The 20,538-nt window shown below is 71.7% G+C and carries 22 protein-coding genes; 10 read left to right on the top strand and 12 right to left on the bottom strand.

Annotated elements, in window-relative coordinates:
• Positions 1-73: 73 nt before the first annotated feature.
• Positions 74-841: an SDR family NAD(P)-dependent oxidoreductase gene (locus BLU27_RS20390; protein WP_092655261.1), complete on the bottom strand. Its 768-nt coding sequence runs from the start codon at positions 839-841 to the stop codon at positions 74-76.
• A 243-nt stretch (positions 842-1,084) separates the two neighbouring features.
• Here BLU27_RS20390 and BLU27_RS20385 point away from each other — a divergent pair, with 243 nt between their 5' ends.
• From BLU27_RS20385 to BLU27_RS20350, 8 genes are all read left to right on the top strand, one after another.
• The gene (locus BLU27_RS20385; protein ID WP_092655260.1) at positions 1,085-2,017 is read left to right on the top strand and encodes an RNA polymerase sigma-70 factor; all 933 of its coding nucleotides are present in this window, start codon (positions 1,085-1,087) and stop codon (positions 2,015-2,017) included.
• Between the two features lie 190 nt (positions 2,018-2,207).
• Positions 2,208-2,645 (top strand): DoxX family protein, encoded by a 438-nt coding sequence (locus tag BLU27_RS20380; protein ID WP_092655259.1) that lies wholly within the window; start codon positions 2,208-2,210, stop codon positions 2,643-2,645.
• Positions 2,646-2,675: 30 nt separating this feature from the next.
• Positions 2,676-3,986, top strand: coding sequence for a threonine synthase (locus tag BLU27_RS20375; protein ID WP_241827534.1), 1,311 nt, complete (start codon positions 2,676-2,678; stop codon positions 3,984-3,986).
• A 78-nt stretch (positions 3,987-4,064) separates the two neighbouring features.
• On the top strand, positions 4,065-4,436 hold the full coding sequence (locus tag BLU27_RS20370) for a VOC family protein (protein WP_092655258.1): 372 nt from the start codon (positions 4,065-4,067) through the stop codon (positions 4,434-4,436).
• Between the two features lie 67 nt (positions 4,437-4,503).
• Entirely contained in the window at positions 4,504-5,010 is a 507-nt protein-coding gene (locus BLU27_RS20365; protein WP_092655257.1) for a DinB family protein, read from the top strand.
• A 22-nt stretch (positions 5,011-5,032) separates the two neighbouring features.
• A complete protein-coding gene (locus BLU27_RS20360; RefSeq protein WP_092655256.1) occupies positions 5,033-5,944 on the top strand; it encodes a phosphotransferase family protein in 912 nt (303 codons plus the stop codon).
• A complete protein-coding gene (locus tag BLU27_RS20355; RefSeq protein WP_092655255.1) occupies positions 5,941-6,825 on the top strand; it encodes an SDR family oxidoreductase in 885 nt (294 codons plus the stop codon). Before BLU27_RS20360 ends, BLU27_RS20355 begins: the two co-directional genes overlap by 4 nt.
• 17 nt (positions 6,826-6,842) lie before the next feature.
• On the top strand, positions 6,843-7,493 hold the full coding sequence (locus BLU27_RS20350; RefSeq protein WP_206744625.1) for a hypothetical protein: 651 nt from the start codon (positions 6,843-6,845) through the stop codon (positions 7,491-7,493).
• 10 nt (positions 7,494-7,503) lie between these two features.
• On the opposite strand, the gene BLU27_RS20345 is transcribed toward BLU27_RS20350, so the two are convergent.
• Together BLU27_RS20345 and BLU27_RS20340 are read right to left on the bottom strand one after the other, a co-directional pair.
• Positions 7,504-8,751: an MFS transporter gene (locus BLU27_RS20345; protein ID WP_197681504.1), complete on the bottom strand. Its 1,248-nt coding sequence runs from the start codon at positions 8,749-8,751 to the stop codon at positions 7,504-7,506.
• A gap of 198 nt (positions 8,752-8,949) precedes the next feature.
• Entirely contained in the window at positions 8,950-9,942 is a 993-nt protein-coding gene (locus BLU27_RS20340; RefSeq protein WP_157728719.1) for a DNA glycosylase AlkZ-like family protein, read from the bottom strand.
• A 169-nt stretch (positions 9,943-10,111) separates the two neighbouring features.
• Between BLU27_RS20340 and BLU27_RS20335 the strand changes: the two genes are divergently transcribed.
• Positions 10,112-10,675, top strand: coding sequence for a YbaK/EbsC family protein (locus BLU27_RS20335; protein WP_092657925.1), 564 nt, complete (start codon positions 10,112-10,114; stop codon positions 10,673-10,675).
• Between the two features lie 51 nt (positions 10,676-10,726).
• On the opposite strand, the gene BLU27_RS20330 is transcribed toward BLU27_RS20335, so the two are convergent.
• From BLU27_RS20330 to BLU27_RS20310, 5 genes are all read right to left on the bottom strand, one after another.
• Positions 10,727-11,755, bottom strand: a complete 1,029-nt coding sequence (locus BLU27_RS20330) for a M48 family metallopeptidase (protein ID WP_092655251.1) — start codon at positions 11,753-11,755, stop codon at positions 10,727-10,729.
• Positions 11,756-11,856: 101 nt separating this feature from the next.
• Positions 11,857-12,618: a sulfite exporter TauE/SafE family protein gene (locus BLU27_RS20325; RefSeq protein WP_092655250.1), complete on the bottom strand. Its 762-nt coding sequence runs from the start codon at positions 12,616-12,618 to the stop codon at positions 11,857-11,859.
• Entirely contained in the window at positions 12,615-13,781 is a 1,167-nt protein-coding gene (locus BLU27_RS20320; protein ID WP_092655249.1) for an SPFH domain-containing protein, read from the bottom strand. The genes BLU27_RS20325 and BLU27_RS20320 overlap by 4 nt, the downstream gene beginning before the upstream one ends.
• The gene (locus tag BLU27_RS20315) at positions 13,769-14,242 is read right to left on the bottom strand and encodes an NfeD family protein (protein WP_092655248.1); all 474 of its coding nucleotides are present in this window, start codon (positions 14,240-14,242) and stop codon (positions 13,769-13,771) included. The genes BLU27_RS20320 and BLU27_RS20315 overlap by 13 nt, the downstream gene beginning before the upstream one ends.
• 70 nt (positions 14,243-14,312) lie before the next feature.
• Entirely contained in the window at positions 14,313-15,098 is a 786-nt protein-coding gene (locus BLU27_RS20310) for an ABC transporter ATP-binding protein (protein ID WP_092655247.1), read from the bottom strand.
• Between the two features lie 110 nt (positions 15,099-15,208).
• Here BLU27_RS20310 and BLU27_RS20305 point away from each other — a divergent pair, with 110 nt between their 5' ends.
• On the top strand, positions 15,209-15,970 hold the full coding sequence (locus BLU27_RS20305; RefSeq protein WP_241827533.1) for a hypothetical protein: 762 nt from the start codon (positions 15,209-15,211) through the stop codon (positions 15,968-15,970).
• Positions 15,971-16,038: 68 nt separating this feature from the next.
• Here BLU27_RS20305 and BLU27_RS20300 read toward each other — a convergent pair whose 3' ends face one another.
• The 4 genes from BLU27_RS20300 to melA form a co-directional block, all read right to left on the bottom strand.
• The gene (locus BLU27_RS20300) at positions 16,039-17,229 is read right to left on the bottom strand and encodes a WD40/YVTN/BNR-like repeat-containing protein (RefSeq protein WP_157728718.1); all 1,191 of its coding nucleotides are present in this window, start codon (positions 17,227-17,229) and stop codon (positions 16,039-16,041) included.
• A 10-nt stretch (positions 17,230-17,239) separates the two neighbouring features.
• The gene (locus BLU27_RS20295; RefSeq protein ID WP_092655245.1) at positions 17,240-17,563 is read right to left on the bottom strand and encodes a MoaD/ThiS family protein; all 324 of its coding nucleotides are present in this window, start codon (positions 17,561-17,563) and stop codon (positions 17,240-17,242) included.
• A complete protein-coding gene (locus BLU27_RS20290) occupies positions 17,560-18,735 on the bottom strand; it encodes a WD40/YVTN/BNR-like repeat-containing protein (protein ID WP_157728716.1) in 1,176 nt (391 codons plus the stop codon). The genes BLU27_RS20295 and BLU27_RS20290 overlap by 4 nt, the downstream gene beginning before the upstream one ends.
• Before the next feature lie 147 nt (positions 18,736-18,882).
• A complete protein-coding gene (gene melA / locus BLU27_RS20285) occupies positions 18,883-20,436 on the bottom strand; it encodes an alpha-glucosidase/alpha-galactosidase (protein WP_092655243.1) in 1,554 nt (517 codons plus the stop codon).
• Positions 20,437-20,538 lie beyond the last annotated feature (102 nt).

The following is a 20,538-nucleotide window of genomic DNA, read 5'->3' as shown; positions in this document are numbered from 1 at the left end:
GCGGGCCGAGGTGTGTGACGGCGCTGCCGGGTGACGTACGCCACCCGGCGACTCGGGCCGCGCTCGGCGCCCACTACCAGGGCAACGGGCCGTCCTCGTTGAAGAAGCCGCCGGTGGGTCCGCCCGCTCCGAGGGTGGCCAGGCGCACCACGACCGCGGCTGCCTGCGCGGGCGTGAGATACCCCTGGTGATTGTTGATGTCGGTGTCGACGTAGCCGGGGTCGGCGATGTTGACGAGAATGCCGTCCTTGCGCAGTTCGTTGGCGTACTGGACTGTCAGCGCGTTCAGAGCGGTTTTGGACGGTGCGTACGCGGCCGAGGCCGGAAGTCCCGCCAGCGGCCCGTTCGGGTCGCCGGCGATGGTGAGGGATGCGACACCGCTGCTGAGGTTGACGATGCGCGGTGCCGGTGAGCGCCGCAGCAGCGGGAGCATCGCATTGGTCACCGCGATCACCCCGAAGACGTTGGTCTCGAACACCGAACGGACCATGTCCAGGTCGACCGTGCTCGGGGTCTGGTCGACGGCGTTCTCCGGCGAGACCTGACCGGAGCCGGTGATGGCGGCGTTGTTGACCAACACGTCCAGGTGGCCGAGGAGGTCGTCGACCAGCTTCGCTGTCTCGCGGATGGTGGCAGGGTCGGTGACGTCCAGCGTGACCGCACGCGCGTCGCCACCCGCCGCACGCACCCGTGCGGCGGCTTCCTCGCCACGCTGTTGGTTCCTGGCGCCGATCAGGACCGTCATCCCGAGCGCGGCGAGCTGCTCGGCGACCGCGGCGCCGATCCCCTTGTTGGCGCCGGTGACGAGAGCGATCTTCTGGTGCGTGCTGTGTTCGTTCATGATCAGGCTCCGGGGTTCGTGGGCAGGTGTTCCCCTACGTCGCAGGAACCGGGCCGTTTGTGACATTGGATCGACGTCCGTGCCGGATCTCCCCGGCTGGAAAGGCTGGATGTGACGTACGCCACGCGCCGCGGGTGTCACAGGATGGTCCGCAGCGGCATCGTGTGGGTGTGCCGCGGTGGACCGCGACCGAACAGTTACAGCGACGGAACAGACCGAACAGACCGAACAGAGGAGCCGGCCATGAGTGAGCGAACGACGGACTCGTCGCGATCGTCAGCGGCTGACGAGGGCCGGACCAGCCGGCTCACCGAGGCGTTCGTCACTCACCGGAACCTCCTCTTCACCATCGCCTACGAGATGCTCGGCTCGGCCGCCGACGCCGAGGACGTCCTGCAGGAGACGTGGCTGCGCTGGGTGGGCGTCGACCCGGACACGGTGCGGGAGCCGCGGGCGTATCTCGTCCGGATCACCACCCGGCAGGCGCTGAACCACCTGCGTACCCTCGGCCGGCGCAAGGAGTCCTACGTCGGCCCCTGGCTGCCCGAGCCGCTGCTGACCGCGCCTGACGTGGCCGAGGACGTCGAGCTGGCCGAGAGCGTGTCGACGGCGATGCTGCTGGTGCTGGAGACCCTCACGCCGACCGAGCGGGCGGTGTTCGTGCTGCGCGAGGTGTTCGACGTGGAGTACGACGAGATCGCCGACGCCGTGGACAAGACCCCGGTCGCCGTCCGGCAGATCGCTCACCGGGCGCGGGCACACGTGGCCGCCCGCCGACCGCGTGAGTCGGTGTCCGCCGGCCAGGCCCGCCGTGCTCTGGAGGCGTTCAAGCTCGCGGTGGAGACCGGCGACCTGCGGGGCCTGCTGGACCAGCTCGCACCGAACGTCGTCGCGATGGGCGACGGCGGCGGGATCAAGCAGGCCGTCCTGCGGCCGGTCGTCGGGGCCGAGAAGGTGGCCCGCCTGTTCATCGGCGGGATGCGCAAGTTCGGCGCCCAGATGTCGGCCGAACTGGTCCAGGTCAACGGCGGCCCGGCACTGCTCACCCGGCTGGACGGCCAGATCGACGGCATCTTGTCGGTGCGTGTCGAGGACGGCCTGGTGACCGCGTTCTACTACGTGCGCAACCCGGAGAAGCTGTCCCGTATCCAGCGGGAGACCGCGATGAGCCGCTGATCCGGCCCGCCGCGAGCCGCGAACCTACGAAAGTCGGTCGCGGGGCTCGCGGAGGCTCCTTTCGTCGTACGCCGAACCGACGCCCAGCCCTGTCGGTACCTGTGCCGTCTGCCGTGGAATGGCTCCCATGGCGAGACCGAAGACGAGGCCCCATGACGGGCCCCGGACGAGCACAGGAGGGCCACTCACGATGTCCGAATCCATCTCCCGGCGGGGCACGAATCGCACTGCCACCGCATCACCCGCGTCCACCGGCCGAGCCGTCAACGTCGGCCTGTGGGTCGTTCAGGTCGTCACCGCGCTGGCGTTCGTCCTCGCCGCCCTGGGCAAGTTCGGCGGGGACCCGATGGTCGTCGCGACGTTCGACAGAATCGGGTTCGGCGACTGGTTCCGTTATGTCATTGGTGTTCTGGAGCTTCTCGGCGCGGTGGCGTTGCTCGTTCCGCCGCTGGCGGGCCTGGCCGGGCTGGCGTTCGTGGCGCTGATGGTCGGGGCGGCCGTCGTGACGGTGGCCGTCGCCGGCGGCAGCGTCGTCCTGCCGGTGGGGCTGCTGGTCCTTTCGGCATTGGTCGCGTGGGGACGGTGGCGGAGCACGGCGAGGCTGTGGCACACACTCACCCGGCGCTGACGTCGGAGGTTCCGCGTACGCTCGGGCGGCGTGGACCTGACAACATCGGCTCCAGCAGCTGACGCGGTGAGCCTGGCGACCTGCCAGCGCTCCCTGGGTGACCCGGACGTCACGTACCCGCTGTGGCCGCCACTGACCAGCGGGTGCCCGCGGACGAGCACCGAGGAGATCGCCTGTCCGGTCGAGGTTGACTACGCCTACGACCAGGCGCCCCGCGGCCTCTTCTCCCCCGGCGCCTCGCCGTCCCGGTCCGCCGGGCTGGACCGGTGGGCGCCGCTACTCCCCCCGCTCGACGTGCCCGGCCTCGGTGAGGGCGGTACACCTCTGGTGGAGTTGGAACCCGGCGTCTGGATGAAGGACGAGTCGCGCAATCCGACGTGGAGCCACAAGGACCGGTACAACCGGGTCGCGGTCAGCGCGGCGGCCCGGCTCGGCGCACCGGGCGTGGTCGTCGCCTCGAGCGGGAACCACGGCGCGTCGGCGGCGGCGTACGCGGCCCGGGCCGGGCTGCGGTGCGTGGTGTTCACCGGGGAGGATCTCCCGCCTGCCGTGGACGCGTTCCTGCACGCCTACGGCGCGGTGGTGCTGCCGGTACCGGTGGCAGCGCGGTGGCCGTTGGTGCGCCGCGTGGTGGAGGAGTTCGGTCTGCACCCGGTGAGCAACCTGACGTTGACACACACCGGTCACGCGTTCGGGCCCGAGGGTTACAAGACCATCGCGTACGAGATCCATGCCGACGTCGGGATCCCGGCGGCGGTGTTCGCACCCACCGGGTACGCCGAACTGCTCTTCGGGGTGTGGAAGGGCTTCACCGAGCTACGCCGGCTCGGGGTCACCGACCGCGTTCCGGTGATGTACGCGTGCGAACCGGCGGCGGGCGGCCCGCTGGCCCGGGCGTTGCGGGACGGCGTTCCGGCCGCCCACGTCGACGTCGGTCCGACGGATGCGTACGGCATCGCCTGTTCCGTCGGCGGCTACCGCGGCGTGGTGGCGGTGCGCGAGAGCGGCGGGCGCGTCGTCCTGGTCGACAACGAGCAGTTGACAGCGGCACAGGCCGAGCTCGCGCGCACCGGCCTGTGGGCCGAGCTGTCCGCCGCCGCGGGGCTGGCCGGGTTGCGTGCTCTCCGGGCCATGGGGAGTTCGCCGGACCTGGGCGGCCCTGTGGTGTGCGTGTCCACCTCCAGCGGGTTCAAGGACCGGGCCGTCGGCAGCGGTGGCAGTACTGCTCGTGCCGGCGAGCAGGTCGGCCCGGAGTGGCCCGAGGTGTACCAGCGGCTGCGGGCCGCCGGCATCGGTGACCGGCCCGGGCACCGCAGCCCCTCTTGCACGAAGGACCGGTGAGGGCGTAGACCTCGTGGCGCACGATGTTCGGCCGCCCCGGCCCAGGCCGCGGCAGTCGACCTGGACGAGGGAGGCACCATGGCCGAGCTGACCCTGACCACCGTCAACCTCGCCACTCCGGACCCTCCCGGGCTGGCCCGCTTCTACCACCGGCTGCTGGGCTGGGAGATCACGGCCGAGGAGCCGCACTGGGTCAGGCTTGCCAACCCGGCCGGCGGTGTGGCGTTGTCGTTCGAGTACGACCGGGCCTACGTCCGCCCGGTGTGGCCGTCCACCCCCACCGAGCAGCAGATGATGATGCACCTGGAGATCAGGGTCGACGACCTGGCCGGCGCGGCGGCGCACGCCGCCGCGTGTGGAGCGGCGTTCGCAGACCACCAGCCCCAGGACGACGTACGCGTGTGCCTGGATCCGGACGGGCACCCGTTCTGCCTCTGGCTCGGGGAGTGACCGCCTGGCGCCCTGATCGGGCCGGACCCGTTTGCAACGCCCGGTCGCCGGAGGAGAGGATGCCCCGGTGACGATCGAACGCCCCGACCCGCCCATGATCGCCGGCGAGCGGGAGATGCTGCGCGCCTTCCTCGACTTCCACCGCGGCACGATCGCGATGAAGTGCGAGGGGCTGACCGACGAGGAGCTGCGCCGGCAGTCGATGCCGCCGTCCACGCTGTCCCTGCTGGGGCTGGTGCGCCATATGGCCGAGGTCGAGCGTGCGTGGTTTCGCCGGGTGATCGACGGCGAGGACGTTCCGCTGGTCTGGTCCGCCGGGGGCGACTTCCAGGTGGCCTACGACGCGAGCGGCTCCACCCGCTCGGAGGCGTTCGAGGCCTGGCAGGCCGAGGTCGAGCACTCCCGCCGGATCGAGGCGGCCGCCGAGTCCCTCGACGTCGTGGTGCACAACCCGCGCTGGGGCGAGGACGTTTCGTTGCGCCTGGTGATGTTGCACATGATCCACGAGTACGCCCGGCACAGCGGCCACGCCGACCTCCTCCGCGAGGGGATCGACGGAACCGTCGGCGTGTGAGCCGGCCGTCCTCCCTGCTGTCATGACGATTCCCGAAGCCGAACACAGCCTGGCCGACCTGCTGGCGCTGGCCGCCGCGGAGGGCCGGGAGGACGTCGACCTGACCGGCGCGGTGCTGCGGACGGGCTGGGAGAACCTCGTGCTGGAGACCCGCGACGGCTGGATCCTGCGCTTCCCTCGCCCGGGCGTGGACTTCGAGCGGGAGCTGGCGATCCTGGCCGCGGTCGCCGGCCGGTTGCCGGTTCCCGTCCCCGAGGTGGTCTGGACCGGACGCCGGACGAGGGTCGCGGCGTACCGGAGGCTGACCGGTGCGACGTTCGACCCTGCTGCCTACGAGCGGGCCTCCTCCGCGGAGCGCGACCGTCTGACCTCCTCGCTGGCGGACTTCCTCGCCGCGATGCACACCTGCCTCTCCCCCGCCCGGATCGCCGAGCTCGCCATTCCGGCGGCGTGGGGGTCGCCGGAGGGAACGCGGCCGGCGACAGGTCCGGAGCCTGCGGAGGGGCCGGTGAGCGAACGCCTCGCCGCGCACCTGCACCTCATGCCCCGCGCGGCCCGGCCGCCGGTCGAGGCGCTGATCGAGGAGTACGCCCGCGCCTGGGAGGACGGCGGCGTTCCCGGTCCGGACGTACTGCTGCACAACGACTTCCACGGCGGCAACTTCGTGCTCGACGCGCCGGTCGGCGTACTCACCGGTGTGTGGGACTTCTCCTGTGTGGCCCGCGGCCGGCCGACCGCAGACCTGCGGTACTTCGCCGGCGGGTCGCCGGATCTCCTGCACCGGCTGGCCGACGCCTACGAACGCCGGACGGGCCGGCCGATGGACGTGCGCGCCGCGGTCGTCGGGCTCCGTGCGGAGAACGTCTGCGACCAGTTGGACCTGGGGCATCCCGAACGCATCTCCGAACTCACCGACGATTGGCGGACGACATGACCCGGATCCTGGTCGTCGGCGGCACCGGCTACCTGGGCGCCGAGCTCGTACGCCAGGGTGTGGCCGCCGTCCACGAGGTGGTCGCCACGCACTCGACCCGGCGCACGGCGGTCCCGGGTGTCAGCCGGGCCGGCGACCTGTCCGGCGTCGGGTGGCGCGCGGTGGACATCCGGCGCCGTGAGGACGTCGCCGCCCTGGTCGCCGACGTACGGCCGGGCCTCGTGCTGAACGCCGCGTACGCCAAGGCGGACTGGCGCACGAACGCCGACGGCGCGGCGCACGTGGCCCTTGCCGCTGCCCGGGTCGGCGCCCGGCTGGTGCACGTGTCCAGCGACGCGGTGTTCTCCGGAGCCGCGGCCTCCTACCCCGAGGACGCCGTTCCCGACCCGCTGACGCCGTACGGAGCGGCGAAGGCGGCCGCCGAGACGGCGGTCGCCGCGATCGACCCGGCCGCCCTGGTGGCGCGGACCTCGCTGATCCTCGGCGACGAGACGTCCGAGCACGAGGCGTTCGTGCACGCCGTCGCGACCGGTGTGCACGAAGGCGTGCTGTTCACCGACGACGTGCGGTGCCCGGTGCACGTGGGCGACCTGGCGGCAGCTCTGCTCGAACTCGCTGGCTCCGGCCACGCCGGAGTCGTCCACGTCGCCGGCTCCGACCCGATCAGCAGGTACGAGCTGGGACGCCTGGTTGCCGCGCGGGACGGACTGGACCCCTCGCTGCTGCCGACTGGGCTGCGGGCAGACCTGCCGGTTCCCGGGCCGCTCGACGTGCGGCTGGACTGCCGGCGTACCCAGGGACTTCTTCGTACCCGACTGCGCGGCGCCCGGGAGTTCCTCGCCGGCCCGCCACAGGCTCCCCACATTCCGACCACCGACTGACCGACGGCAAGGAGAGGTTGACAACGAACGTGGGACCCATCATCAGTGCGGCCGACGTGGAGACCGTGGTGGCGTACGCGGCGGACACTCTCGCACAGGCCGAGGGACAGGACTGGCAGATGCCGGCTGGTGACCTGGAGTGGACCTGCTGGGAGACCGTCGAGCACGTCGCGGACGATCTGTTCGCCTACGCCGCACAGCTCGGACCGCGCCGGCCTCCGCGCGACACCCACGTGCCGTTCGTGTGTGAGCGGCGGCGCCCGGGCGGGCCGGCCAACACCGTCTTCGCCGATCCGCAAGGAGGTAACGCCGGCCTGGTGCAGGTGCTGGAGGCGAGCGGTGCGTTCCTGGCGGCAATGGTGAAGACGGTCCCGTCGACGGTGCGCGCGCACCACATCTTCGGGCTCTCCGATCCGGAGGGGTTCGCTGCGATGGGCATCGTCGAGGTGCTTGTGCACATGTACGACGTGACCGCAGGGCTGGGGCTGGCGTGGCGGCCCGACCCGGACCTGTGTGCCCGGGTCCTGACCAGGCTGTTTCCCGACGTGGAGCAGGGCGAGGATCCGTGGGCGGCGATGCTGTGGGCCACCGGAAGGACCTCCCTGCCGGGCCGGGCGAAACTCGACCGGTGGCGGTGGTACGCGGCGCCGGCGCAGGACGCTCACTGAGGACGTGGGGTCACCCCGGGAGGCGTCGCGGCCTGACCCCGGCACCGAGCACGGCGGCTGCGGCGGCGACCACGAAGGCGCCGGGCAGCGTGACCGCGTCGGCGACGGCGCCGAGAAGCGGCGCGCCGACTGCCTGTCCGAGGGCCAGGAGCAGGAACGCCGCGCCGACACCGACCACGGGCCGCCGGGGAACGACGCGCGTACCCCAGAGCAGCAGCAGTCCGCTGAGCGCGATGTAGACAGCGCCGAAGGCGGCGCCGACCGTGACGGCGACGACCGCGCTGCTCGCGGCGAGGGCCAGCACGGCCGTGGCCACACCCAGCGTCAGCATCCCGATGGTCCAGCAACGCGCCGGCCCCATCCGGGTGACGAGGTCTCCGGCGAAGGCGCCGAGGAGCCCGGCGGCACCGAGGGCGATCCACATGGTCACGCCGGTGAGGGCGCTGTTGCCGGCGGTGGTGACGAGGTCGCGGCCGAACGTCCAGGTGGCCGCGCTGGCCAGTCCCATCGAGAAGGCCGCGGCGAGAAGGCGCCAGCTGCCGCGGGGGATGCGGATCGGGGACGGGCGCGCCTCACCCCGGTCACTGTCGTACGCCGTGCCGGCAGATGCGGCCGGGCTGCCTGCGGCGCGGGCGCGCCGCGGGACGGCGAGCCACACCCACAGCGTGACCGCGAGCGCGACGGCGGAGAACGCCGCCCAGGCCCACCGCCAGCTCGCAGTGAACAGCAGCGCGACCGGCCCGGAGACGAGCACGCCGAGGCCGGTGCCCGCGTTGACCACGGTCTGCAGCCGCGGCTCCAGGCTCGGTGGCGCGGACCGGGCGACGGCCTCGGCCATGGGAGGCGAGGCGAGCCCGGTGCTCGCCCCGGCGAGGACGACACCGAAGGCGAGCACGAGGGTCCCGGGTGCCGCGGCGATGACCGCCGTGCCGGCCGTGGCGCATGCTCCGGCCACGACCGCGACGGGCCGCGCGCCCCATCGTGAGGTGGCGGCGGTGGCGACGACGATGGCCACGCAGTAGCCGGCGTAGCTGCCGGCGGCCACTGCTCCTGCGGTGGCCGCGCCGAGGTGGAACTCGGCACGGAAGGTGGGCACGAACAGGCCGTAGGCGAACCGGGCCAGACCGTAACAGACCGCGATCAAGGACATGCCGGCCGCGGCGAGGCCGATCGCGCCGTCCGTTCTGCCTGTTTCGCTCCGGCGCCGATGGTCCGTCGCCGTCGCCGTCGCCGGCCCGGCCATGGGTGGCTGTCGCATGCACCGCTCCCTCGACTAAACCGATCGGTTTACCCGCGCCAGGTTAGCAGCCGACTAGCCATACCGGTCGGTATAGGTACAGGCATAGGCGTAGGTCGCCGCTGTCTCCGGGATCCTCGCGAACGGGAGAAGGCATGGGCACCGGGCAGGGCCGGCCAGGGCCGGGGCGGGGCCGGCCAGGGCCGGGGCGGGGCGGTGCTAGCGGTCGAGGAACTCCACCCGCATCGAGGCGCCGGGTACGGGCATCGACAGCGCCTCGGCGGCCACGGCGTCCCGCACCGCCCCGGCGAGCGCGCGGTCCAGGCCGATCTCGACCCGGCCACCGCGCCGTCCCCACTGCCCGGCGAGCCGACCGTCGACCAGTATGCCGTTGGGGTGGTACCAGTCGTACGACGTGGCCTTGCGATGCGCCGCCGGGCCCACGAACAGCCCTGCCCGGTCCGCGCCGAGCAGCCCGAGGTCCTCCGCCGGCAGCAGCCGCACCCCGCGTACCTCCCCGGCCTGGCGTACCGCGTGTTCGTCCTCGGCCAGGATCCACGCCGGCTGACCCTCGAAGTCGACCGGAAGCAGTTCGCCGGCCAACTGCCGCCACACCTGCCGGGCGCCATGTGGGTGCATCCCCGCCCACCACGCGAACGTCCGCGGTGTCGTCGGCCCGAAGGCGTGCAGGTGCCGCCGGGCGAGCTCGGCCCGAGCCACGGCGGGGTCGATGTCCGGTGCGGCGATCTCCCGCACCGTGAGCGACCGGGTGTCCCACCGGACGGCGATCCGCCCACTGGCCGCGCCGACCCGCACCTGCCGACCCTCGTCCCGCGACAGGCGGGTCCCTCGCACCGGCTCGCCCGCCAGCACCCGGCAGGCCTCGTCCGCGGCCTCCTCGACCTCCCGCCTGAGGGCCGGATCGTCGGGTACCCGCCCGACGGTGAACACGCCGAAGTCCGCGGCCGGCAGGACGTGGACGGCCATCCGCGGGCTGTAGGTCTGCAGCAACCCGGCGGCCTCCCACGCGGTCGGCTCGCAGGCGTCCACCCGAGCATGCAGTGACAGCAGTGCCGCCCGCGGGGCGGAGTCCTGCAGGCCGTACCGAGCGGCCTCGACGTAGCTGCCGGCGGGCATCCGGTCGACCAGATGGTGTGCCCTCAGCCGGTGGGCGACCGCCTGGACCCGGCTGACCTTGAGGGCGGCCGTCACGAGTCGTACTCCGTTCGCGGGCTCATCGCCTGACCGTACGACCCGTGCAGGACAGCTGCGGTCCTCCACGTCCCCGCCGCGGAGGGAATCCACCCGATGCCGGGTCGATGCCGGGTCGATGCCGGGTCGATGCGGACCGTGCGGAGCCGCTGACGGCACAATGAGGACGATGAGCACCCCCTCCGCGTTCGGCACGCTGAAGGCCGTGCCCGCGCTCGACCGAACCGACCTGCTGGCCCCACCGGTCACCGCTGCCATCCGTGAGTGGGACCACTCCGACATACCAGCCGGTGAGTTCCAGGTCGCCGAGATCGATCCCGAACTCGCCGACACGGCTGCCTTCTGCGCGGCGTACGACGTGGCGCTGGACGCCTCCGCCAACTGCGTGATCATCGCGGGGAAACGCGGGGGCGAGACCCGCTACGCCGCGTGCATGGTCCTCGCCACCACCCGGGCGGACGTCAACGGTGTGGTCCGGCGTCGGCTGGACGCGCGCAAGGCGTCGTTCGCGCCGATGGACGACGCGGTGGCCCGCACCGGCATGGAGTACGGCGGGATCACCGCGTTCGGGCTGCCCGCGGACTGGCCGGTGCTCGTGGACCGGCGGGTGGCCGAGTCGGCGGGCGTCGTCGTGGGCAGCGGCCTGCGCCGGTCGAAGCTGCTGGTTCCGGGCCGGGCGCTCGCCGGGTTGCCCGGTGCGGAGGTGCTGGACGACCTCGGGCTGCCAACCTGACCTTGCCACCGGCCGCGCACCCATGCCGCCGAGGGGCGTCCGGGGCGGCGGTCAGCTCGAGCCGGACCGGTTTCCGAACCAGGTGTTCACCTTGTCGCGTACGCCGTCGACCGCGCCGCCCAGGTCGGCGAAGACCTTCGCCAGCGGGTCCTGGGACCGGGCGAAGGCCTCGCGGTAGGAGTCGGCCGCCCGGCGGGCCTCGTCGCTCATCCGGGCGTTGGCGTCGTCCTCGCGCCGGGGGTAGTCGCCGTCGAGGATGCGGCGGTACTCACCGTGGTCCACCCAGTGCCGCAGCTCGGCCGCGCGGACGGCGAGGAACGGGTGGCTGCGGGCCTCCAGGAGCAGCAGTTTGAGGACGCTGTCGCGCAGGTCGCCGCTGGCGTCGTACTCCGCCGCCTGGGCGAGGAACGCGGTGGCGTCGACGTCTTCGAGGTGCCCACCGGAGGCGAGCTTCATGTGGGTGCGCAGCGCGGCGGCCGGGTCCTGGCAGGCCAGCAGACCGGCCCGGTCCCCTGACAACTCCGCCTTGCGCGACCATTCCATCAGGGCCGCGATGATCGCTCGCAGGCCGAGAACCCCGAGCGGCATCCAGGCGATCGCACCGCTGAGCCGGATCAGGAACACCAGCACCGACTGGTAGAGCGCGTGGCCGCTCTGGGCGTGCCCGAGCTCGTGGCCGAGGACGAACCGCAGCTCCTCCTCGTCCAGGAGGTCGATCAGCCCGCTGTTGACGACGATGAACGGTTTGTCCAGCCCGATGCACATGGCGTTGGGCATCGGCCCGGTCATGACGTACAGCTCCGGCAGCTCCCGCACGTCGAGCGTGGCAGCGGCCTCGGCGTACACCCTGTACACCTTGGGGAACTGCCGGTCGCCCGCGCGCACCGCGGAGCCGAGGAAGATCAGCCGCAGTGCGCGTTCGTTGATCAGGCCGGACAGTTTGCGGAGTACGACGTCGAAGCCCTTGAGCTGGCGGACGGCGACCAGAGCACCGCGGTCGGCGGGGTGCTCCCACGCACGCGAGCTGACCCCGGTGAGCGTGAGCCGTGACCGGGCCGGCCGGTCCTCGATGTCCGTCATGACCGCTCCCCCATTCGCTGGACACTCGTCCCGAACGCTATCGGGTTCGCGGCCGTCCCGGAAGCCAACGAGAACGGCGGTCGCCCGACGTCGCCGGCGGACTACCGGCGCAGCAGCATGACGATCGCGATCACGCCGACAGCGACGATCACGCCGCGCAGCAGCATCGGCGACAGCCTGCGCCCCACCCGGGCGCCGAACAGACCACCGAGAATGGAACCCGCGGCGATCAGCAGGGCAGGGATCCAGGCCACGTGCGCGACGAAGATGAAGTAGACCGCCGCGACGGCGTTGGCGAGGCCGGCAAGGACGTTCTTGGCGGCGTTCGCCCGCTGCAGTGCCTCGTCCAGCCCGATCCCGAGGATGGCCATCAGCAGCACGCCCTGGGCGGCGCCGAAGTAGCCGCCGTAGACGCCGGTCAGGTAGATCGCCACCATCAGCAGCCAGCCGCCGTGGTGGCGGTGCACCGGCTCCTTGCGGCGGTCGGCGAGCCACCGCGACAGCCACGGCTGCAGGATCACCAGCAGGACGCCGAGGCCCACCAGGACCGGCACGATCATGTCGAACGCGCTCGGGGGGAGCACCAGCAGCAGGATCGCGCCGGTGACCGCACCGAGCACGGACATCGAGCCCAGCCGGATCAGCCGGGCGCGTTGCCCTGCGAGCTCGGCGCGGTAGCCCCAGGCGGCCGCGGCCGATCCCGGGGCGAGCCCGACGGTGTTGGAGACGTTGGCGGTGACCGGCGGGATCCCGAACGCGATCAGGGTCGGGAACGTGATCAGCGTTCCCGACCCGACGATGGCGTTGATCGTGCCGGCGGCCGCCCCCGCGAGAAAGACGGCGAGGTATCCGAGTTCGCTCACTCCGGCCGGGGCTCCTGCGCGGCCGGCTGCGCCGGTCCCGCCGAATCCCCGTTGGTCCCGGTCTCCTGCTGGCGCCGCCCGCCCAGGCCGCCCTTGGCCGCGTCCTCGGCAGCGGCGATCGCCGCCTGCACCTCCGACTCCGCGTCCTGCAGGGCGGTGTCGGTGGCCTCCTCGGCCTCGACCGCCGCCGCGGTGACCTCGGGTCTGGGCGTGCGGCGGCGGATGCCGTCGGCCGGACGTGCCGGCGGGGTCTCACCCTCCTCGGCGAACTTGCCGACCATCGAGCCGATGCCCTCCAGCGCCTTGCCGATCTCGCTGGGGACGATCCACAGCTTGTTCGCGTCGCCCTGGGCGATCTTCGGCAGCATCTGGAGGTACTGGTAGGACAGCAGGCGCTGGTCGGGCTCGCCTTCGTGGATGGCGTTGAACACCGTCTCGATGGCCTGTGCCTCACCCTGGGCCCGCAGGATCTGCGACTCCCGCTGCGCCTGTGCACGCAGGATCTGCGACTGCTTCTCACCCTCGGCGGTGAGGATCGCGCTCTGCTTCTCACCCTCGGCGGTGAGAATCGCCGACTGGCGGACGCCCTCCGCGGTGAGGACCGCGGCCCGCTTGTCGCGGTCGGCGCGCATCTGCTTCTCCATCGAGTCCTGGATGGAGGGCGGCGGGTCGATGCCCTTCAGCTCGACGCGGTTGACCCGGACACCCCACTTGCCGGTGGCCTCGTCGAGGACGCCGCGCAGCTCGGTGTTGATCTGCTCGCGGCTGGTCAGGGTCCGCTCGAGGTCCATGCCACCGACGATGTTGCGCAGGGTGGTCATGGTGAGCTGTTCGATCGCCTGGATGTAGTTGGCGATCTCGTAGGTCGCGGCCACCGGGTCGGTCACCTGGAAGTAGATCACCGTGTCGATGGAGACGACGAGGTTGTCCTCGGTGATCACCGGCTGCGGCGGGAACGAGACCACCTGCTCACGCAGGTCGATGGTGTATCGCACCTTGTCGACGAACGGGACGATGATCGACAGGCCGGGCCCCAGGGTGCGGGCGAACCGGCCCAGGCGCTCGACGATGCCGGCCCGCGCCTGCGGGATGATCCGGACCGACCTGGCCAGGACGACGACCACGAGGATCGCTAATACCAGAAAGAAGATCAGAGGTGCCACGGCTGCTCCGATTCATGGACGTACGCGGTGACGCCCTCGATCGAGAGAACGTCGACGGACTTGCCGGGTTCGATCGTCGAATGCTCGTCGTACGGACGAGCCGACCAGACCTCTCCCCCGATTTTGACTCTCCCACCGTGGGAGTTGACTTCTTCGACGACCACACCCGTCTTGCCCACCAGGGCGGATATACCCGTGCGGATCGTCGGCGCCTCCTTGAGGTGCCGGAGCGCGACCGGGCGTACCGCCGCGAGCATTCCCATCGCCACGACGATGGCGACCACCACCGAGATGACCGGCCCGCCGCCGACCAGGGCCGTCAGCGCCCCGGCGGCCGCCCCCGCGGCCACCATCAAGAACACCAGGTCGAGCGTGAGCAGCTCGACGGCCGCCAGCGCCACCGCGAGCACCGCCCACGCCACCCACAGGTGTTCGCTGATCCAGGCGAGCAGGTTGCCCATAGTCAAAACCTATGCGATCACGGCCTTCTTCTGCCCACCGGCAGGTCACAAATTGTGGACAACCCGCAGATCAGCGGCCAGCTCGCGCGGTCCACCGGTCGTCGGAGCGGACCACCTTCAGCGGCAGGCCGAACGTCTCCGACAACGCCGCGGAGGTGAGCGTCTCCCTGATCGGGCCGGCGGCCACCACGGTGCCGCCGCGCAGCAGCAGGACGTGGGTGAAGCTCGGCGGGATCTCCTCGACGTGGTGGGTGACCAGCACCGTGGCCGGGGCGAAGTCGTCCGAGGCGATCTCGTCGAGGGTGCGCACGAGCGCCTCCCGCCCACCGAGGTCCAGACCCGCCGCGGGCTCGTCCATCAGGAGCAGCTCGGGGTCGGTCATCAGGGCCCGGGCGATCTGCACCCGCTTGCGTTCGCCTTCGGACAGAGTGCCGAACGTGCGGTCGGCGTACTCACCCACACCGAGCCAGGCGAGCAGCTGCCGGGCGCGTTCGTGGTCGACGTCGTCGTAGGCCTCCCGCCAGCGGCCGAGCACGGCGTAGGAGGCCGACACCACAACGTCGTCGACGCGTTCGTGCCGGGGGATCCGGTCGGCGATCGCCGCGCTGGTGAGCCCGATACGGGGACGCAGCTCGAACACGTCGACCCGCCCCAGGGTCTCCCCGAGGATGGTCGCGGTGCCGCTGGTGGGGTGCATCCGGGCGGAGGCGATCTGCAGCAGAGTCGTCTTGCCGGCACCGTTGGGACCGAGCACCACCCACCGGTCGGTGTCCTCGACGGACCAGGTCACCGCGTCGAGAAGCTTGGTGCCGTTACGGGTGATCGTGACGTCGGTGAGCTCGAGTACAGACCCCATGGGTGCACAACCTACGGCACGACGCCGCCGTGCTCGCGTGCGGATCAGGGCGTCACCGCCCGGCCTCCACCGGTCCGCGCCTGTCGGAGCGGGACCCTACGCTGGAACCCATGTCGACCATGTCGATGGTGCCCCGCGCGGTCCGGCTGGCGACCTGGGCCAACTCCTGGTTGCTCGGCGCGACCAGCCTGGACGAGGCCGACGAGGCCGTCCGGGCCGACGACGCCGCCCACCACGTCATCGGCCTGCCGGGTCAGGACGAGCCGGTGCCGCTGTTGCTGTCGCTGGGCACGCTGCGCAACCTCGGCACCCGGGCCGTCTCCCCCGCCCTGCCGGTGCCCGGCGACCCGCTCGGGCTGGCCGGCCCGCCCGCGTTCACCGAGGCGGCGATCGAGGCGGGCGAGGCGGTCGTGTGCGAGGGCGCGGGCCTCGGCCTGGTGCCGCATGTGATCGGGGCCGGCGTCCAGTGGCGCGTGTACGCCGCGACGCCCGCGCCTCCGGAGGGATTCGGCGACGCCTCCCTGGAGCTCGCGCACACCCTGCAAGAGGTGATTGACACCCTCGCCGACCTCGACGTCGCCCGGTGGCGGCCGGAGATGGCCGAGGCGCTGACAGACCTGCGCGAGGTGGGCAGCCGTTCCCGCGACGGGCTGCCGCCCGGATACGCCCCGCGCGCGGAGGCGCTGGCCACCCGGGCCCGGCGGTGCCTGCTGGTCTGCGAGCTCGCTTTGGTCGATGAGGGCGGCTCGGCGTCGGCGTACGAAGCCGACTCCCGGCGGCGGGCGCTGCGCCGGCTCGAGCACGCCGCGCGGCGCGCCCTTGTCGCCGCGTGTGCCCGGCCCCGCCCCGCAGCTGGCCCGGACGGTCCCTAGCCGGCTTGGTGGGAGCCCCCTGGGTGGGTGGTGGGAGCCCCCCGGGTGGGTGGTTGCTCCATGCCCGCTCAGGGCGTGCCGGCGCCGAGCCGGTCGGTGAGGGCCTCGGCGTCGAACCACGTGGCGGCACCGGGGTCGAGCACACGGGCTCGCACACTGGTGACCCGGGTGAACTGTCCGGGTGTCCGCCGCCAGGTGTCGCCACCGTCGGCGGAGGCGTAGAGCTCTCCTGACGTGGTGCCGAAGTAGACCCCCACCGGGTCGAGGTCGTCGACCGCGACCGCGTCGCGGAGGACGGAAACGTACTGCGGTGTCGCCGGAAGCCCCTGCCGGCATTCGGTCCAGGTCGTCCCGGCATCGGTCGAGCGGTACAGCCCGAGCCGGCCGTCTGGCATGTAGCGTTCGGCCGGACCCGCCAGCGGCGCGACGTAGAGGGCTCCGTGTCGGTCGACGGCGAGCGGGAAGCCGAACGCGCCAGGGAGTCTCCCGGGCACGGGCCGCCAGGAATGCCCACCGTCGGTCGACGTCGAGACGGCGCCGCGGTGCTGGAGGTAGAGCGGGTGCGGCGGCGTCGGGTCGATCGCGAGCTTGTGCACGTGCCGGCCCACCTCCGGATGGGGGTGTCCGGGCGGTGCGGGTGGCAGGCCGTAGTTGCGCGGCTCCCAGGTGGCGCCGCCGTCCACGGAGCCGAACACGCCTGCGCCGGCGACACCCACCCACATCCGACGGGGATCGGCGGGGTCCAGCACCACGCTGTGCAGACTGCCGGCGGTGGCGGGCACGTCCCAGAAGGGCCGCGTCGGGTGCGCGTCCAGGCTCTCCACGAGCGTCCAGGACTCGCCTTCGTCGCCGGAGGTGAACAGCCCGGCGTCTGCGGTGCCGGCGTACAAGCGCGTGCCCGGGCCGCGCTCCGGGCCGCCGAACCGCCAAATCTCCCGGACGCTACGCCCACCTCCGTCCGGAAATCGCGGGCTCTCCTGCACCGGACGCCAGCCGGCGCCGAAGTCGTCGCTCACCCGCACGGTGGGTCCGTAGGCCTGGTGGTTGGTCGCGGCCAACAGCCGGCCGGTGGTGGGCAGCATCGTCAGGTCGTAGATTTGCCACCCGGGCAGGAGCGGCCCCAGGCACCGCCACGACATCCGGCCGCGGTCGGCGCAGAACACGAAGGCACCCTTGGTGGTCCCCACCAGCAGCACGACCGTGCCGCCCTGGTCAGGGACCGGGGCGGCGTCGGTGTTGACCGGGGAACTGGACGGCACGCCTGCCATGTCAGCCCCCGGAGACGTTCTGCAGCACGGTCAGCTCGTCACCAGGTGCGAGCCGGACGTCCGACTGGTCGAGGAAGGCGATGTTGTCGCCGTTGAAGTAGATGAGTACGTGCGGACGCAGGCGGTGTTGCTCGTCCACGAGGTGCAGGCGCAGAAGAGGGAAGGTGGTCAGCAGCGCCTCGACCGCCTCCGCGAGCGTGCCGGCGGTGAGCGGAAACCGCGTCCGGTCGCCGGTACAGTCGCGCAGAAGGGACGGCACTCGCACCGTGATCTCGGCCCCTCCGGCCGATGCGTCGCGCCGGGTTGGCTGCTCGGTGGTCGTCATGCCGGCAGCAACCAGGTCTTGACACAGGTGATGCGGGGGAAGCGCCCTTCGATCGCGGACCAGCTGGTGCCGCGGTCGAGGGAGTAGAAGAGGTCGCCGGAGCTGGTGCCGAAGTAGAGGCCGTGCGGCTCCAGCGAGTCGACGGCCATGCCGTCACGCAGGACGTTGACATAGCTGGTGGTGGCCGCGAAGTCGCCCGGGACCGGTTGCCAGGACTCGCCTCGGTCGTCGGAGCGGTAGACCATCATCCGGCCGTCCCGAGCGACCCGGTGCTCGCTGTTCTTCAACGGGAAGATGTAGAGCTCCCCGCTGCGGGCGACGGCCATCGGGAAGCCGAACCGCTCGTCTCCCTCGGCGCCGAGGCCCTTTTCGATGGGGAACCAGCTGTCGCCACCGTCGACCGACTTGTTGACGCCGCCGTGGTCCTGCATGTAGAGGACCTCCGGATCGTCGGGGTCGAGCACGATCTTGTGGGCGCAGTAGCCGATCTCCGCAGATCTGCCGGCCACCGGCTGGCGGTCCAGCCCCGCGTTGCAGGTCTGCCAGGTCGCGCCGGCGTCGTCGGTTCGGAACACCCCGACCGCCGATGCCGCCACCCACATCCGGTCGGGGTTGTCGGGGTGGACCAGGATCGTGTGCAGGCCCATGCCGGCCGCACCGGGTCCCCAGTCGGGCCGGGTGGGGTGTGCGGTCAGCCCGGACAGCTCCTTCCAGTGCTCGCCGGCGTCGTGACTGACGAACAACGCCGCCTCCTCCGACCCGGCGAACACCGTGTCCGGCTGGGAGTCGTGACCCTGGACGAGCTGCCAGAAGCGGTTGAGCCGCCACTCCCGCTGCGTGCCCGGCTGGTTGGGGATCCACCGTCCCTTCTCCCAGTCGAAGTCGCCCAGCGGGGTGAACCGCGGCCCCTCCTCGACCGGGCGCCAGGAGGCGCCCAGATCGTCGCTCACCTGGATCGTGGCGCCTCCGGACTGGTGGTGGGTGCCCGCGAAGATCCGCCGGCGGCCCTGTCGGGAGTCGCCGAGCAGGCTGAAGACCTCCCAGCCGCCCAGGTGTGGGCCGGTGAGCGTCCAGTCCTGACGGTGCTCGTCGGAGTGCAGGAAGAAGGCCCCCTTGGTCGTGCCAACCAGCAGAACCACGCGGCGTGCCGCGCCAGGGTGAACGTCGGGCATGGATGCCTCCAGAGAATCTGTCGGAAGCCGCCGTCGCAACTCCCGGCCGGCCGTTGGGCTGACCCTAGAGGTCAGCACCGACAACCGGCCGGGAGTCGCCGTAACCTCTCCCGCCTCACCCGAGGTCCCGACGCCCGACCGGCGAGGTCAGCCGGTCTTCGTCATGCCCGCCTTGTCGGCGGCGGCGGCGTTGGACCGCGCGGCCTCCCGGTCCGCGGCCATCTCCTCCACGGTCTTGGTGTGCAGCCGGGCCGCGCCCTCGGTGGTGACGGTCTTGACCCGCGTGCCGTCGCGTTCGGCGGTGGCCAGGCGTTCCCGGGCCGCCGGGATCTCCTCGGCGAACTGCGGCAGCCACCGCGCCTGCTCCACGAGCATCTCGTCGGTCATCTGCCACACCTCCTCGGGGTCGCAGACCGCGCCGACCAGCGGGTCGTGCAGCATCGCCTGCTTGAGCAGGGTGGTGTCGGCGTGCACCGCCGCCTCCTTGGCCATCTCCTGCACCCGGATGCTGGCCGCGCAGGTGGCCGCACATGCCATCGGCAGGTCACCGACGACGGGGATGTTGATGCCGTTGCGGTCGACGTAGCCCGGCACCTCCACCACGCTGCCCTGCGGCAGGTTGGTGATCACGCCGTCGTTCGGCACGTTGAAGTGGCCGCGGTAGACGCGTCCGGTCTCCAGCGCCTCGATGATGTACGAGCCGTGCTCCTCGCTGCGGTCCTGGGCGGTGATCGGCTTGGGGTCCTCCTTCATCCAGTTCGGGAAGTCGGTCTCGAACCAGTTCCGCCCCTCGGTGCACACCCGGAGGTAGCCGCCGGTCTCGCCGTTGATCCAGCTGGACAGATCGATCCACCGCGAGATCTCGTCGGTCCGCTTGCGGTACCACGGGACGTACTCCGACAGGTGGCCGTTGGACTCGGTGCTGTAGTAGCCGAAGCGGCGCAGCACGTCGATGCGGACCTTCTCCGTCTGCGGGTACGTCGGGTGCCCCTCGAACAGCTCCAGCATCTTCGGGATCATGTCGATGCCGCGCCACTGAGCCTTGATGTACCACGTCTGGTGGTTGATGCCGGCGGCCACGATGTCGACCTCGCTGCGGTGCAGCGTCTCGTCCTGGCCGATCAGGCCCTCCCGCTTCGCCCAGTGCTCGATGCACCGGGTGATCTGCCAGTGGCCGCCCTGGACGCCATGGCACAGGCCGACGGTCCGCACACCGCCGTACTCGTTGCAGGCCCAGGTGTTCATGGCCATCGGATTGGAGTAGTTGAGGAACAGCACGTCCGGCTTGGCGACCTCGCGGATGTCGGTGCAGAAGTCCAGCAGCGCGGGGATCGTGCGCTGTCCGTACATGACGCCGCCCGCGCACAACGTGTCACCGACGCACTGGTCGACGCCGTACTTCAGCGGGATCTCGATGTCGGTCCGGAAGGCGTCAAGCCCACCTTGCCGGATCACCGAGAACACGTAGTCGGCGTCGGCGATGGCCCGGCGGCGTTCCAGGCTCGGCTCGATCGTGGCCGGCAGTCCGCTGGCCTCGATGTCGCGGCGGATCAGCCTGGTCACCATGTCGAGGTTGCGTTCGTTGATGTCGTGGAACGCGAACGTCGTGTCGGCGAGTTCGGGTACGGACAGGATGTCCCGCACCAGGCGGCGGGTGAAGCCGAGCGATCCGGCGCCGAGCATCGCGATTCGGGTTGTCATGCGACCAGCGTCGATAGAGATCTGATGTCTCGACAACCCAGCCGCGCCCACTCGTCCCATAGCGGTCAGCCCGTTCCTCGCCGCGTGTCCGGGTGACGGCGT

This window comes from Actinopolymorpha singaporensis (genome assembly GCF_900104745.1).
GTDB lineage: Bacteria > Actinomycetota > Actinomycetes > Propionibacteriales > Actinopolymorphaceae > Actinopolymorpha > Actinopolymorpha singaporensis.
The sequence above is the reverse complement of the archived record's forward strand: the minus strand, read 5'-3'. Positions and strand labels throughout refer to the sequence as shown.

Bases quoted from the DNA above. Each gene is read 5' to 3' on its own strand.
- BLU27_RS20310 (WP_092655247.1), bottom strand. From the start codon at position 15,098: ATGGGGTCTGTACTCGAGCTCACCGACGTCACGATCACCCGTAACGGC.
- BLU27_RS20385 (WP_092655260.1), top strand. From the start codon at position 1,085: ATGAGTGAGCGAACGACGGACTCGTCGCGATCGTCAGCGGCTGACGAG.
- BLU27_RS20305 (WP_241827533.1), top strand. From the start codon at position 15,209: ATGTCGACCATGTCGATGGTGCCCCGCGCGGTCCGGCTGGCGACCTGG.
- BLU27_RS20370 (WP_092655258.1), top strand. From the start codon at position 4,065: ATGGCCGAGCTGACCCTGACCACCGTCAACCTCGCCACTCCGGACCCT.
- BLU27_RS20315 (WP_092655248.1), bottom strand. From the start codon at position 14,242: ATGGGCAACCTGCTCGCCTGGATCAGCGAACACCTGTGGGTGGCGTGG.
- BLU27_RS20345 (WP_197681504.1), bottom strand. From the start codon at position 8,751: ATGCGACAGCCACCCATGGCCGGGCCGGCGACGGCGACGGCGACGGAC.
- BLU27_RS20335 (WP_092657925.1), top strand. From the start codon at position 10,112: ATGAGCACCCCCTCCGCGTTCGGCACGCTGAAGGCCGTGCCCGCGCTC.
- BLU27_RS20295 (WP_092655245.1), bottom strand. From the start codon at position 17,563: ATGACGACCACCGAGCAGCCAACCCGGCGCGACGCATCGGCCGGAGGG.
- melA (WP_092655243.1), bottom strand. From the start codon at position 20,436: ATGACAACCCGAATCGCGATGCTCGGCGCCGGATCGCTCGGCTTCACC.
- BLU27_RS20330 (WP_092655251.1), bottom strand. From the start codon at position 11,755: ATGACGGACATCGAGGACCGGCCGGCCCGGTCACGGCTCACGCTCACC.
- BLU27_RS20355 (WP_092655255.1), top strand. From the start codon at position 5,941: ATGACCCGGATCCTGGTCGTCGGCGGCACCGGCTACCTGGGCGCCGAG.
- BLU27_RS20380 (WP_092655259.1), top strand. From the start codon at position 2,208: ATGTCCGAATCCATCTCCCGGCGGGGCACGAATCGCACTGCCACCGCA.
- BLU27_RS20360 (WP_092655256.1), top strand. From the start codon at position 5,033: ATGACGATTCCCGAAGCCGAACACAGCCTGGCCGACCTGCTGGCGCTG.
- BLU27_RS20390 (WP_092655261.1), bottom strand. From the start codon at position 841: ATGAACGAACACAGCACGCACCAGAAGATCGCTCTCGTCACCGGCGCC.
- BLU27_RS20290 (WP_157728716.1), bottom strand. From the start codon at position 18,735: ATGCCCGACGTTCACCCTGGCGCGGCACGCCGCGTGGTTCTGCTGGTT.